9 protein-coding genes are annotated in these 15,279 nt (G+C 44.0%); 6 read left to right on the top strand and 3 right to left on the bottom strand.

The genetic code is table 11. The features are described from left to right. Positions 1–25 precede the first annotated feature (25 nt). Positions 26–2,494 (bottom strand): ATP-dependent Clp protease ATP-binding subunit, encoded by a 2,469-nt coding sequence (locus E5S67_RS06715; protein WP_172186296.1) that lies wholly within the window; start codon positions 2,492–2,494, stop codon positions 26–28. 467 nt (positions 2,495–2,961) lie between these two features. On the opposite strand from E5S67_RS06715, the gene E5S67_RS06710 reads away from it, so the two are divergent. Beyond that, positions 2,962–8,304, top strand: coding sequence for a trifunctional serine/threonine-protein kinase/ATP-binding protein/sensor histidine kinase (locus tag E5S67_RS06710; protein WP_172186295.1), 5,343 nt, complete (start codon positions 2,962–2,964; stop codon positions 8,302–8,304). A 4-nt stretch (positions 8,305–8,308) separates the two neighbouring features. Here the strand turns inward: E5S67_RS06710 and E5S67_RS06705 are convergent, their stop codons facing one another. Further along, complete coding sequence (locus E5S67_RS06705) at positions 8,309–8,875, bottom strand: YIP1 family protein (protein ID WP_172186294.1); 567 nt, start codon at positions 8,873–8,875, stop codon at positions 8,309–8,311. A gap of 122 nt (positions 8,876–8,997) precedes the next feature. Between E5S67_RS06705 and E5S67_RS06700 the strand changes: the two genes are divergently transcribed. The 3 genes from E5S67_RS06700 (at position 8,998) to E5S67_RS06690 (ending at position 12,171) form a co-directional block, all read left to right on the top strand. Beyond that, positions 8,998–10,011, top strand: coding sequence for a hypothetical protein (locus tag E5S67_RS06700; RefSeq protein WP_172186293.1), 1,014 nt, complete (start codon positions 8,998–9,000; stop codon positions 10,009–10,011). Between the two features lie 401 nt (positions 10,012–10,412). After that, positions 10,413–11,513, top strand: a complete 1,101-nt coding sequence (locus E5S67_RS06695) for a glycosyl transferase (RefSeq protein ID WP_172186292.1) — start codon at positions 10,413–10,415, stop codon at positions 11,511–11,513. A 241-nt stretch (positions 11,514–11,754) separates the two neighbouring features. Then, positions 11,755–12,171, top strand: coding sequence for a secondary thiamine-phosphate synthase enzyme YjbQ (locus tag E5S67_RS06690; RefSeq protein WP_172186291.1), 417 nt, complete (start codon positions 11,755–11,757; stop codon positions 12,169–12,171). Here E5S67_RS06690 and E5S67_RS06685 read toward each other — a convergent pair. Continuing rightward, positions 12,158–12,673, bottom strand: coding sequence for a heme-binding protein (locus tag E5S67_RS06685; protein WP_172186290.1), 516 nt, complete (start codon positions 12,671–12,673; stop codon positions 12,158–12,160). The two genes, E5S67_RS06690 and E5S67_RS06685, sit on opposite strands and share 14 nt — an antisense overlap. Before the next feature lie 418 nt (positions 12,674–13,091). On the opposite strand from E5S67_RS06685, the gene E5S67_RS06680 reads away from it, so the two are divergent. Continuing rightward, on the top strand, positions 13,092–14,291 hold the full coding sequence (locus E5S67_RS06680) for an EAL domain-containing response regulator (RefSeq protein ID WP_172186289.1): 1,200 nt from the start codon (positions 13,092–13,094) through the stop codon (positions 14,289–14,291). A gap of 56 nt (positions 14,292–14,347) precedes the next feature. Continuing rightward, the gene (locus E5S67_RS06675; protein ID WP_172186288.1) at positions 14,348–15,193 is read left to right on the top strand and encodes a prohibitin family protein; all 846 of its coding nucleotides are present in this window, start codon (positions 14,348–14,350) and stop codon (positions 15,191–15,193) included. Positions 15,194–15,279: the final 86 nt, after the last annotated feature.

The raw sequence follows: 15,279 nt of genomic DNA, 5'->3' as shown, positions 1-15,279 counted from the left end.
AGTATTTATCCGTTTGTAGATCGCATTAATGGCTCAATGCGAATTCGGGTAATTTCGGCTCAGATGAACCATCGGGCACTACCTTAACCTGACCGTTTTCATCCACATCAACGATCGCCTTTTGGCCTTCTTTCAGCTTCCCAGACAGCATTTCCTCAGCCAGTACATCTTCCAACAACCGCATGATTGCGCGGCGCAAAGGTCGAGCACCATAGCTGGGATTGTAGCCTTCTGTAACTAACAGATCCTTGAACCGTTCCGTCACCGACAAAGTAATACCCTGTTCGGTTAAGCGGCTGAAGACTTGCTGCAACATAATGTCCGCAATCTGCTTCACTTCTTCCCTGTTCAACTGGCGGAAGACGATAATCTCATCCAAGCGGTTGATAAATTCGGGACGGAAAAACTGTTTCAGTTCTTCGTTTACCAAGCTGCGAACGCGGTTGTACTGCGCGTCTGCGGCACTTTCAGTAAACTCGAAACCGAGACCGCCGCCGCCTTTTTCAATCACTCGCGAACCGATGTTTGATGTCATCACCAGCAGCGTATTCTTAAAGTCTACTGTCCGACCTTTCGCATCGGTCAAGCGGCCGTCTTCCAAGATTTGCAGCATCATGTTGAAGACATCCGGGTGAGCTTTTTCGATTTCGTCGAACAAGATGACCGTGTAAGGACGGCGCCGGACTGCTTCTGTTAGTTGGCCGCCTTCATCGTAGCCAACGTAACCCGGAGGCGAACCGATGAGTTTAGAAACCGTGTGGCGTTCCATGAATTCGGACATATCTAACCGAATCATGGCTTCTTCCGAACCGAAGAAATAAGTTGCCAGGGCTTTTGTAAGTTCCGTTTTGCCGACGCCTGTGGGGCCGGAAAAGATGAAACTGGCGATCGGGCGATTGGGATTTTTCAAGCCTACCCGGGCGCGGCGGATAGCCCGAGAAACTGCGGTGACAGCTTCTTCTTGACCGATCAAGCGCTGGTGCAAAGTATCTTCCATGTGCAGCAGCAATTCAGATTCGGATTCTGTCAGCTTGCTGACCGGTACTCCCGTCCAATTAGCCACGATGTGAGCGATGTCTTCTTCGGTGACGATCGGAGAAGTTTTGAGTTGGCTTTTGTTGATCGTAGCTTCGGCGATTTCGGCTTCAATTTCTAATTCGCGATCGCGCAATTTTCCAGCTTTGTCGAAGTCTTGCTCGCGCACTGCTGCATCTTTTTCTTTGGTTACTGCAGGCAGTTGCTTTTTGAGCTCTTTAACTTCGGGCGGGGTTTGTGAATTCATCACGCGGACGCGGGAACCTGCTTCGTCAATTAAGTCGATCGCCTTGTCTGGCAAAAACCGATCGTTAATGTACCGGTCTGACAGTGTGGCCGCTGCTTCTAAAGCTGCGTCGGAAATTGTCAGTCTGTGATGCTGTTCGTAAGCCGATCGCAAGCCGTACAATATTTCTATTGTTTCAGCCACGCTCGGTTCGCCGACTTTGATCGGTTGGAAGCGGCGTTCTAAGGCAGCGTCGCGCTCGATGTGCTTGCGATATTCGTCCAAGGTAGTTGCGCCGACACACTGCAATTCGCCTCTGGCAAGGGCGGGCTTGAGCATATTGGAGGCGTCCATGCTGCCTTGAATTGCGCCTGCACCGACTAAGGTGTGAATTTCATCGATTACCAGAATGATGTTGCCGGCAGCGCGAATTTCGGCCATGATTTTCGTCAGCCGTTCTTCAAATTCGCCTCGGAACTTTGTACCAGCAATCAGCGAACCCATATCGAGGCTGATTACTTGTTTGTCTTCTAAAATTTCCGGGACGTTTCTATTAACAATCCGCTGGGCTAGACCTTCGGCGAGGGCTGTTTTGCCGACTCCCGGTTCGCCTACTAAGACTGGATTGTTCTTCGTGCGGCGGCCGAGCACTTGGATCACGCGCTCAATTTCATTTTCGCGGCCCACCACGGGATCGAGTTTGCCGGCTGCGGCTAACTTGGTCAGGTTTGTGCCGAATTCTTCTAAAGTCGGGGTTTTGCGATCGCCGCTATCTCCCCTGCCTCCGGGTACCGCCGCCACTTCTCCCACGGCACGAATTACCTGCGTGCGGACTCTCTGGCGATCGATCCCCAAGTTTTGCAGCACCTTCCCCGCCACCCCTTCGTCGTCTTGGATCAGCCCCAGCAGGATGTGCTCGGTGCCGATGTAATTGTGGCCTAACTGCCGGGCTTCGTTGAGCGCCGTCTCAAAAATGCGCTTGACGCGGGGTGTAAAAGGAATTTCCGGCGGGAGGAACCCGGAACCTCTGCCGATGATATTTTCGATTTCATTGCGCGCCTCTTTCAAGTTGAGGCCCATATCCAGTAATACTTTTGCAGCGATGCCAGTGCCTTCGCCGACGAGTCCCAGGAGGATTTGCTCGGTGCCTACAAAATTGTGGCCGAGGCGCCGCGCTTCCTCTTGGGCTAGCATGATTGCTTTAATGGCTTGTTCTGTAAAGCGTTCAAACATATTTTTTCTATCCTACTGTCTTGGCGAGGGCTGTATCGCTGCTGGTAAGGAGCGATTTGGAACACTACACAAATTATAGATGTAAATTTTTGTGTATTTCCTTCTCTAACAATGTATCTTGCTAAGGGAGGAGGGACAGTGGGGAGAGCCGAATAGTAGGGGTGTGGTTGCCGTCCGCTGTCGGTGGGATATTAATTGAGAATAATAGTAGCAAAATGGCTTGATTCCATTAATAATATCATTTTATGTATAAATTATATTCTTGTTCGAGTAAATAAAGTTTGATTTTTGTTGGCATAAGTACATGGTTGAATTAAGCATATAACAGTTGCCATGTCAAGACTTTTGACGGTTGCCATGTCAACACTTTTGACGGTTGAGGGTGGTCGTGCCCTCAGCCAACAGCCAACAGTCAACAGCCAACACCGGCTCGAATCAGATATATTTTCAACTCTGAGGAGAACTCAATGCAATTTCTCTCGCAATACCAAATCCACTGCACTCTCCACGAAGGTAGCGAAACGATTATTTATCGAGGGAAAATCCCCACGCAGCAGGAGACAACCGTACTCAAAATCCTGAAAGCTGAATATCCCACCCTCGATGCAATTACCCGGATCAAGCACGAGTATCGCATTCGCGAACATTTAGACCATCCGGGCCTAGTTAAAGTCATTAGCCTAGAAACCTTTGACAACCGTCTCGGCTTGCTTTTAGAAGACTTTGAGGGCGAATCTCTCGATCGCCTGATGTCGAGACAAAAGCTCGAAGTCATCACCTGTTTGAGGTTGGGCATCCAACTCATAAAAGCCTTAGAATATCTGCACCTTCAAAAAATAATTCATAAAGATATTAAGCCTAGCAATATCATCATCAACAGCCAAACAGGAATTATTAAATTGACAGATTTCGGGATTGCTTCGCGACTGTCCAAAGAAAATCCCCAAATTAATAATAACTCGATAGTCGGCACTTTTGCTTATATGTCTCCGGAACAAACCGGGAGAATGAACCGCACCCTCGACTACCGCACCGACTTTTATTCCCTCGGAATTACCTTGTATGAAATGCTGACAGGTCAATTGCCATTTCCGAGTAACGACCCCTTAGAAATAGTTTACAGTCACCTAGCCTCTCAACCAATTGTACCCCATCAAATTAATTCAGAGATTCCACCAGCTATCTCACAAATTGTGATAAAATTGATGGCAAAAAATGCCGAAGATAGATATCAAAGCGCAGGTGGATTGTTGGCAGATTTAGAAAATTGTTTAAATCAGTTAGAAACTACAGGCAAGATAGTCGATTTTACCCCCGGAAACTTAGATATATTGAGTCAGTTGTTGATTCCTCAAAAATTGTACGGTCGGGAAACACAAGTCAGGGAACTATTGGCTGCATTTGAACGTGTAGCTAATCCCTGCGTGGAAATTTCTTCCCCTTCCCAAATTGAACTGCTCCTAGTTTCTGGTTATGCAGGTATAGGCAAATCGGCCGTAGTCAGCGAAATTAAAAAACCCATCACCAAACAGCGGGGTTATTTTATTTCTGGTAAATTTGACCAATTCAAGCGGAATATACCTTACGCATCTTTAATTCAAGCTTTTCAATCTTTGAGCCAGCAGTTACTTGCCGAAAATAGCAAAAAATTACAAGATTGGCAACATCAAATTTTAGCCGCGCTAGGCGATTCCGGACAAGTAATTATTGACGTGATTCCCGAACTAGAATTGGTAATTGGCAAACAGCCTGCCGTTCCCGAACTTGCCCCAACTGAAGCACAAAACCGCTTTAACAGGCTATTCAAAGAATTTATCCACGTCTTCGCGCAGAAAGAGCATCCCTTAGTGATATTTCTCGATGACTTGCAGTGGTCAGATTCAGCGACATTGAAATTAATGGAATTGCTGGCAACTGACCCAGACAGCAAATATTTACTATTGATTGGAGCCTATCGAGACCATGAAGTTAGCTCTACACATCCTTTAATGCAAACAGTAGAGTACCTTCAACAAACGGGGATTATTCTCAACAATTTAGTGCTGGAACCTCTTTCTTTAGCCCAGGTGAATGAGTTAATTTCTGAGACCTTAAATGACTCAGAAAGAATTCACCCCTTAGCGGAGTTAATTTGGAATAAAACTGGTGGTAATCCTTTTTTCGTGACGCAATTGCTCAACACTCTTTATCAAGAACAACTTTTAAAATTTGACTTTACCAAGGTCCTGTCTCCCGGAATAAAAGGGCAGTGGGAGTGGAACATTGAGGAGATTCAAGCTATTGGTATTACAGATAAGAGTGTAGTTGAACTGGTAGCCAGTCGGATTCAACAACTGCCAGAGATTACACAAGAAGTTTTGAAATTAGCCGCTTGTGTTGGGGACAATTTTACTCTCGATGTTCTCTCTACTGTCAACGCAAAATCTCCATCTGTCACTGCGACGGAACTCTGGGATGCTTTGCAAGCGGGGTTAATACTTCCATTGAATGAGAGTTACCTTATTCCTTTATTTTTAGATCGAGAATCAGCCGTTAATTTAACTTTCAATTCTTCGGGAGTCGGCTATAAATTTTTGCACGATCGCGTCCAGCAAGCTGCATATTCGCTGATTTCTGAGGATGAAAAGAAAGTTACTCATCTTAGCATCGGTAAATTGCTACTTAAAAATACGCCATCTGATAAAGTAGAAGAGAAAATTTTTGATATTATCAACCAGTTAAATGTAGGAATTGATTGTCTGAGCCTGCAATCAGAAAAAGATGAATTAGCACAATTAAATTTAATAGCTGGGCATAAGGCAAAAGCAGCTAACGCTTACGAACCCGCTGTTAAGTATTTGAATGTGGGAATTTCGTTATTAGCACCTGATAGCTGGGATCGCAACTATAGCATGACGCTGCGGTTGTATGTAGAGACGCTGGAAGCGGAATATTTAAACACCAATTTCGAGCAAGCAGAAAATTTGGCGGAAGTGGTTTTGCGATCGGCTAAAAACCAGCTTGACATAGCGAAAGTGTATCAGCTAAAAATCCTATTTTATCAGGCTCAAAGCCAGATGCTAAAAGCTGTTGAAACAGGTCTAGAAGTGCTGGAAATGCTGGGAGTAAACCTATTAGATAACGAAACCATTGCAGTGCCAAAATTGCCTCAGATTGAGGAATTAGAAAACCTGCCAGTTATGACTGATCCTTATCAACTGGCAGCTATGGAAATCATGACAGCCCTCTATCCTCCTGCTTATATTGCCAAACCAGAAATTGTGTCGTCCCTCGTCTTGACTATGGTTAATCTTTGTATCGCTCACGGTCATTCAGCATTAGCCGCTTTTCCCTATACTCTTTATGGAATGATCCTGTGCGGGACAGAAGGCGACATCGAAGCTGGCTACTACGCTGGACTAATCGCTTTAAAGCTGCTAGAACAATTTAATGCTAGCCAACAAAAAGCTAAGGTTTATGTAATGTTTAATGGTCATATAAAAATCTGGAAAGAGTCTACTAAAAATACACTTGCTTCCTTTCGAGAAGGAATGAATTCTGGTGTCGAAACTGGCGATCTAGAATGGGCAATTTATAATTGTAAGCACTATATTACAAATTTATTTTTGGTGGGAGAACCGCTAGAATCTGTCAAAGATAAACAAACCATTTCGATGGAGTTTTTGCTGAAAAATAAACACGAATTTGCCATAGGTTATGCTCAAATTTGGCAAGGAATTGCTTCAAGCTTAAGAAGCCAAACAGCAGAGCAAGTACGGTTAGTTAGTAGCAGGTTGGATGAACCTGCTGTGATGTCGCGTTGGCAGAAAGAAAATAATCGAATGTCGCTGTTTGCAGCTTATGTGGGTAAATTGATGCTGCTTTATTTATTGAAAGATTATGCTTCGGCTGTTGCCAGCGGTAAATTAGCGACAGAATATGCAGATGGGGCGATCGGCTTAATCACTGTTGGGGTACACAATTTCTACTATTCGCTGGCTCTCCTCGCTCACTATCCTGACAGTGACAATCAAGAAGCATACCTAGCTATTGTTAATTCTAATCAGCAAGTTATGAAAAAGTGGGCCTACCATGCACCCATGAATTATCAGCACAAGTACGAGTTAGTCGAAGCAGAAAAAGCGCGAGTTATCAGCGATAAACTTGCAGCAATGGATTATTATGACTTAGCTATTAAAGGAGCTGCTGCTAACGGTTACACCCACGAAGAAGCATTAGCTTATGAATTAGCGGGAGAGTTTTATCACTTTTGGGATAAAGATCTCAGTGCTCGATCTTATCTGACAAAAGCTTATTATGCTTACATTCGCTGGGGAGCTATAGCAAAAGTTAAATACTTAGAATCCCGTTATCATTATTTAGTCGATCGCCATCAAAAACCAATATCTAAAAATGTTGTCACGACTGCCAAAACTACTATCAACAATAGTTTGGTGCTGGATTTGTCAACAGTTGTCAAAGCATCACAAGCTGTTTCGAGCGAAATTATTCTCAGCCGCTTGCTAGAGAAACTCGTACAGCTTGTGAAGGAAAACGCAGGCGCTCAAAAAGTATTATTTCTTGCCAAGACAGGTAATCAATTATTCATAGAAGCTGGACTAACAGGTCAGTTTAATGATGTAACCGTGTTACAATCTCTCCCGATTGCCGAATCCGAGAGCCTCCCAATTTCATTAATTAACTATGTAGAAAGAACCCAAAAATACTTGGTTTTAGATGATGCTACCCGAGCCGAGCAATTCCAATTTGATCCTTATATTGCGACCAATCAACCCCTATCTATCCTGGTATTGCCAATTATCCATCAAGGCAACCTTACGGGGATTTTTTATTTAGAAAACAATTTAACAAAAGGTGCTTTTACTAGGGATAGGCTAGAAATTTTGGGAATCCTGTCTGCACAAGCAGCTATTTCTCTAGAAAATGCCCGTTTTTATACTATTCTGGAAACGCGAGTAGCCCAAAGAACTGAGAAATTGCAAACTGCACTGGAAGAACTTCGCCGCACTCAATTGCAGCTAATTCAAAGCGAAAAAATGTCTAGTTTAGGAGAAGTGGTAGGGGGGATTGCTCACGAAATTAATAACCCGATTAACTTTATTTATGGAAATTTACATTACACCAATGAATACTCTAAAAATTTACTAGATTTACTACAGTTATACCAAAATAATTACCCAAATCCCGTGCAAGAAATAATAAATAAAAGTGAGCAAATTGATTTAAGTTTTTTGATAAATGATTTCACTCAAATGATTGATTCCATGAGAGTTGGTGCTGCGAGGGTTCGCGATATTGTGCTGTCGCTGCGAAACTTTGCTCGACTAGATGAATCAGATAAAAAATGGGTTAATCTCCACGAAGGGATCGACAGCACATTGATGATTTTGGCTCAGAAATTAACTGATATTCAAGTAATCGAGGAGTACGGCAATTTGCCTTTAGTGAACTGCTATCCGGGAGAAATTAATCAGGTATTTATGAATTTACTTACCAATGCAATTGATGCTTTTTATTGCGAAAGAGTGAGTGAAGCTGACTCGACAAAGACTCCAACAATTCAGATTTGCACTCAAGTCGCGGAAGGAAATCAAGTAGCGATTCGCATTGTTGATAATGGTGTGGGGATGAGTTCGGAGGTGGTGGGTAAAATATTCGACCCGTTTTTTACAACTAAAGAGGTAGGTAAGGGGACTGGTTTGGGATTGTCTATCAGTTATCAAATTGTGGTAGAACAACATGGAGGAAAGCTAATTTGCAAGTCGGCACCTGGAGAGGGCAGCGAGTTTACTATACTGCTTCCGTATTGATTAATTAAAGCCATCGTGAAAACAACTGTTCAAATACTTTCACAAAGCCGATCGCAATTTGAATCAACGGCCAACCCACAAAACAAATTAACACCGCCCAGCGAGTTTGAATATCCAAACCTTGACGAACCGCAACAATTACAGCTAGCAAACTCCACACAGCTAATATGCGCTCTATTCCTTCTCCCAGCAAGGGAATCAGCGTTAAAAAATTCAGCACTTGGGGGGCGTAGGCAAAGCCGATCGGAACCAACAACTCCCCATAAGTTACGTGACCCGGTTTCAGCCACTGCCCGATTTTAAAGATAGTGAAAGTCCAAAAATAATAACCCCCCGCGACTGCCAAACCATCTATCAAAAGTCCTAGAAATAATACGGATGGCTCAGTTCGGTTGATTAACAAGATGACAGCACTGCCCAACACGCGGGACACCGCAGCTAAAATTACAATTGTTAAAGCTATCCGCTTAGTTCTGCGAGTGTATGGAGTTTTTTCGTAAAAATTGCCGTTCAAAGAAAGTGCGTTCCAAAGGGTAGCCCCCAAACCTGCAATTGAATCTTCTCCCTTCACGTTGAACTCCTGCTCCTCAAGATAGTTGACAACTTTTACAAAATAAGCTCTAATACAGCAGAATCACCGAACTATTTCTACGTAACTAGCTAATTAATTGGCATTCTACCAGATTTTATTAAATGCTAAGATTGATTTTAAGGATACTTGCATGGCTGCGCGGGGGAAGTTTAAATTTGCTGATCGTCGCAGGTGTAATTCTGATAATTTGGGGCATTCTTTCCCCGGTGGGAACTGTTATATGGTGGCTGAATCAAAGTGCCGAAACTTTGGGTTTCAAGAAAAATCCGCCGGAGATACTGCCTTCAAACAAGGGCAATCTAGAAGCGCGCAAGTCTTCACCGCTCAATTGTTATATCATCTTTTTACCGGGAGTTGGCGATTTTTCGGGGGACGAATTAACCCCGGGCGAAGAGTTCTTTCTCAAGCGTTTAGTTAAAAGTCACCCGCAGTGCGTAGCAGTGGGCGATGTTTTTCCTTATTCAGCGTCTAACAAAAGTTTAGGAGGAGAGCGGTGGCTAGCTCCTTTTTGGCGGTTTGCAGAACAGGCAAAAAGCGGGCCGATTGCGGGGGATATATTCATCAAAATTCGCAATCTCTGGAGGTTTGCAATTTCTTTAGATTATCGCTACGGCTTTGCATACAATCAGGGAATGGCTAATGCAATTATCGAGCGCATGAATGCTCAATCTCCCATTTCAGTTAATCCTCAACAACCTTTGAAAGTTATTTTAATTGGAACTAGCGGCGGCGCACAAGTTGCTTTGGGTGCTACTCGCTATCTTAAAGAATGGCTGAAGGCAGAAATTACGGTTGTTTCGGTTGGGGGCGTGTTTTCGGGAGAAAATGGTTTTGCAGAGGCCGATCGCATTTTCCACTTTCGCGGCACTCGCGATTCAATTGAGGATATTGGTGGCATAGTTTTTCCGAGTCGCTGGTACTGGTACGCGACTTCTCCTTTCAACCAAGCTCGTTTGCAAGGCCGCTATGCAGAAGCTTTGAGCGGCCCTCACAAGCACGACGGCGATGAGGGATATTTTGGGGAAAATCAAGCGGCGGACGGTAAAAAGTATGTAGATATAACCCTGGACAAGATTAATCAATTGCCTGTTTGGTCTAAAAGCACCTCCAATTGATGAGTGCTTGCATATTCGATGCCTGTACAATTATAATTAAGTTAGGAGTAAAAATTTTAGTTTTAATTTATTCATAAAGATAGGAGTCGCGTTCATCATTAAAAACTATTTTTCTTATAGTCAATCGACCGGAGATAATATCAATCGGTAACATAAGCTAGTCAGCATTGAAATTGCATCTAAAATAATAATAAAACTCTTCTGGGCTGTTGCTCAGAGCAAGGTTAGGAATATACAAGTTAAATACACAACCGCTTAGTCATTAGTTATTAAATTTGTCATTGTTCCTTCTGCGTCGCTTGAAGCTTGGTCTTGTTGGCTTCCAGTCTCTACCTCCAATTCGCAATTCCCGATGCCCGATGCCCAATGCCCCATTCCCCATTCCCTATTCCCTATTATCAATGTCTCGACCAACATTATATATTGCCATCACGAATCACGGATTCGGCCATGCTGTCCGAGTCTCCTCCGTAGCTGCAAAAATTCAAGAATTAAATCAAGATATTTTACTAATTATGACAACAACTGCCCCTCGGTGGCTGCTAGAATCTTACATTCGCGGCGACTTTATCCACCGTCCCCGCGCTTTTGATGTGGGTGTCGTGCAAGCTGACAGTTTGAATATGGATAAAGACGCGACGCTGGAAAAATTGCTGGAAATTCGGAAAAAGCAAAATTCCCTAATTGCAAGCGAAGTTAATTTTATCAAGCAAAATCGGGTGGGTTTGATCCTGGCAGACATTCCTCCTTTGGCAACGCGAATGGCGGCATCGGCTGGGGTTCCTTGCTGGATGATGAGCAATTTCGGGTGGGATTTTATCTATCGCGATTGGGGCGGAGAATTTGTAGAAATGGCAGATTGGATTGGTGAGTGTTTCGGAATGTGCGATCGGCTTTTTCGTCTTCCTTTACACGAACCGATGCCAGCTTTCCCAAATATTCAAGATGTTGGCTTGACTGGCGGCAATCCTCGCTACAGTAACCATAAAGTCCGGGAAGTATTCGGCATCGAAACACCCCTGCAAAAAACTGTCTTGTTGACTTTCGGCGGACTGGGTTTAGAAGAAATTCCTTATCAAAATTTACAGCAATTTAGCGACTGGCAATTTATTACTTTTGATGCGGAATCTCCCGATTTGCCGAATTTGATTAATGTCAAAAATCCTAAGTTTGCACAATCTTTCCCGATTTTACCGCGTCCGGTTGATATTATGCCTGTCTGCGGGCGCTTAGTTTCTAAACCGGGATACAGCACTTTTGCGGAAGCTTTGCGCTTGCAAATACCTGTTGTTTCTATAATGAGAGAAGGTTTTGCAGAAGCTGCGGTGTTGCTGGAAGGGATTCAAAATTATGCGGAACATCAAATTGTGACGGCGACGGAGTTTTTTGAGGGGGATTGGGAGTTTTTGCGACAACCGCTGCATCCGCCGCGTTTGTCGGGTAAATTGGATAAAAATGGTACGGAGGCGATCGCCCAAGCGGTTGTAGACTATTTTACATAAGGCGATTGAAATCGCTTCTTGTCAAACAAAGGAGGACGGCGATTGAAATCGCTTCTTGTCAAACAAAGTCGGCGCAACGCCAGACTGAAGAGTTTTGCATCAGTCTCATCGAAAGTTTAAAATAGAAGACGGCCATTAGAAATCGATCCTACACAAACAAAGTCGGCGCAACGCCAGACTGAAGAGTTTTGCATCAGTCTCATCCAAAATCTAAAATCTAAAATCCAAAATCTAAAATCGCATGACTCACTATCAACAGATACTCAAGATTCAAACTACAGGGAAGTCTCTGTGTAACATCAGTCCTAAGATAGAAGATGCGGTGGCGAATTCAGGTATTAAAACGGGACTTTGTAGCTTATTTTTGCGCCACACTTCTGCTAGTTTGGTGATTCAAGAAAATGCTGACCCGGATGTACTTAAGGATTTGGCTAACTTTTTGGCTAAACTGGTACCGGAGGGCGATCGCTACATTCACGATGCTGAAGGCCCAGACGATATGCCGGCGCACATTCGCACTGCGCTGACTCATACTTCTGAACAAATCCCGATCGACCGCGGCAGGTTGCTGTTAGGAACTTGGCAGGGAATTTACCTGTGGGAACACCGCCAGCGGGGTCACATTCGCGAATTAGTTGTTCACGTCAGCGGCACTTGATCGGAATTTGTACTTCGCTGATTTTAGTTGCTTCCGGCGTCATCGGGGAATTGTAAAAAAAGCGGCGCGGCGGCCCGACTATTTCGTATTCGGGATGTTCTTGAAGCCAATCTTTGAGTTTCTGGAGGTTCTTTTCATAGCTTTCCCAAGTGTAGGCCCCGCCCACACCGATGCTGACAACCGTCATCGGCGAAGTATCTGTGACTTCTACAGCGGAATTAACGCTGCTGGGGGCGATATTTGGTGCGGGATAGAGGAACGAAACTTCTGCTTGGGGAACCGCATCGATTTGCTCGGAATTTGCAGTGTAGCGCGCTTCTACTGGCGTTGTCATCGCAATTTTGTTGTTGCTGATATGTTGAAATAAGGGATTGAAGGCGATTCCAGTTGCTTGTCGCAAATCGCCCGCGTGGGTGTAGGTGACAGCGCGGTACTGAGGATATTGCTTAACTTCTATGACCCCAATCTGTGCGGGTTCAGGGAATCCAGTAGGTAATACCATTTGAGATTTGAAAGTTGAGATTTTACATTGAAGAATGGGAAAAGACTGACTCCGCAAGGCTTTGGAACTTGCTTGCAGTTGCATTATTTTTTGCAACTGTTATAAATAGGCTGAGATTGTTTGCAGACTCTCGTTCAGGTGGCACAATTAGTTTAGCATTTATTCAGGGCGATGCTAACTGTCGATCGCCTAGAATTAGTTTAGACATTATTAATTAAGCTTGTAATAATACGGACGGCGCTGAGTAAACAGAGAAACATTAATCTAGTTATCTTTGAAAAATTACCGTTTTTCAGGGGAGTCTGCTATTTTGGTCGGAAAAGCTTCGGCTGTTTAGCCGAGCTGTGCGTTCTCAGTTATTGCCACGCTTATCGCTTTCAGCTAGAGGGTCAATTATATCGCTTTCAGGGAATGACGTATGAAAAAGATTTTAGTGATTGAGGACGAGCAAATAATCCGGGAGAATATTCTCAAACTCCTCAAAGCTGAAGGTTTCGACGTGACGGGTGCAGAAAATGGAGCGCAAGGTTTAAATGCGGCGGTGTCAAATCTTCCCGACGTGATTCTTTGCGATGTGATGATGCCGGAACTTGACGGGTACGGCGTGCTGGTGGCCTTGCGATCTAATCCTGTTACTGCTACACTGCCTTTTGTTTTTCTCACCGGTAAAGCCGATCGCTCTGAAATGCGGCAAGGTATGGAATTGGGAGCAGATGATTATCTGACTAAACCTTTTACTAAAGCTGAACTTGTGGGGGCGATATCGAGCCGCTTGAAAAAACAAGAAGCTGTCGCCGAAAAGTACAATACTTTGCGGCCAAGCAGCGAATTGATCCAAGATGCAGCCGACAAATTAGACCAGATAAAAACAAGTTTGCGCGACGCATTGGAACGAGAAGAATTCCAAGTTTATTATCAGCCGCAGGTCAATGTCCAGACTGGTAAAATTATGAGCGCAGAAGCTTTAGTACGCTGGCTGCATCCAGAAAAAGGGCTGATTTCGCCCGCAGAATTTATTCCGTCTGCGGAAGCAACTGGCTTCATTGTACAGTTAGGCGAGTGGGTTTTGCACACAGCTTGCAGGCAAATGCAAGTTTGGCAAAATGCAGGTTTTTCGCTGCGGGTAGCGGTGAATCTGTCGCCGCGCCAATTTCACCAACCGGAGCTCAGCAGCAGAGTTGCTCAAATTTTAGCAGAAACTGGTTTGGAACCGAGCAGTTTGGAATTAGAGCTGACTGAAAGTTTGATGGTGGAGGATGCCGAAAGTGCGATCGCTACTTTGCAACAATTGAAAAATTTGGGAGTTTGTATATCTATTGACGATTTTGGAACTGGGTATTCTTCTTTAAGCTATCTGGCGCAATACCCATTCGATACTTTAAAAATTGACCGCTGTTTTATCAGCAATATCACCGAGGGTTGCACCAATGCAGCGATTGTAAAAGCTATTATTGAAATGGCGCACACTCTCTGTCTTGAGGTAATTGCCGAAGGAGTTGAGACGGAAGCCGAAAAAGATTTTCTCTGGCGCTACAATTGCGATACAATGCAAGGATATTTGTTCAGTCCTCCTGTGCCTGCCGCAGATTTTGAACAGTTGCTGGTGGAAGGCAAATAGAATATCGGTTAAGTCAATATTTGTCCTATAATTAAGTGCTATCGTCGGGGTAGAATATGGTGGGAGAATCCAGCAGTAACGTTGACTCACTCAAATCAAGCAATAAAAAAAATAAGGAATTTGACAGAGCTGTTATACTAGCTCTAGTGATAGTGTTTTTAGCTATTATGTCCAGATTTTTTGTCATTGTCAACGCTGGAGAACGGGGCGTGATGATGCAGTTTGGTAAAGTGGAAGAACAGGTACTCGGAGAAGGAATTCACGTAATAGTCCCCATAGTTTATACTGTAAAAAAGTTGAGCGTCAGGGTGCAAAAACAGGAAAGTTCCGCTGAAGCTTCCTCAAAAGATTTGCAAGATGTTTTCACGGATGTAGCGCTGAACTGGCACATTATTCCAGAAGAAGCTAATGCTATTTTTCAACAAATAGGTGACGAAAAAGAAGTAGTTACTCGCATTATCGATCCGGCAGTTGAAGAAGTATTAAAAGCAGTTATGGCAAAATACACGGCTGAAGAAATTATTACTAAACGGGGAGAAGTTAAAGCCGCAGTTGATGATTATTTGACCTTGAGACTGGTTACATATCATATTGCCGTTGACGATATTTCTTTAGTACACGTTCATTTTTCTGAGCGGTTTAGCGATGCAGTGGAGGCGAAACAAATTGCCGAACAGGAGGCAAAAAGAGGGGAGTTTTTAGCGCTGAAGGCAGTAAAAGAGGCCGAGGCTAAGGTAAATTTAGCCAAGGGAGAAGCCGAAGTGCAAAGGTTGCTGCGGGACAATTTGACTCCGGAATTTTTGGAAAGGCAGGCTATAGAAAAATGGAATGGGAAATTGCCGATGATTGTTGGTGATGGAGGTAAAAATTTATTGGACTTGAGGAAATTGGTTGAGAGATAATTATCATCCTGGACGCGCTGGTGGCCAGAAACCGGGTTTCTTTACGAAAATACACGGCGTTTAGCTTTTTATGTCGGTAAAAAACC

This window comes from Microcoleus asticus IPMA8 (genome assembly GCF_013179805.1).
Lineage (GTDB): Bacteria > Cyanobacteriota > Cyanobacteriia > Cyanobacteriales > Microcoleaceae > Microcoleus > Microcoleus asticus.
Note: the sequence above shows the minus strand (reverse complement) of the source record. Positions and strands in the feature narration are given on the sequence as shown.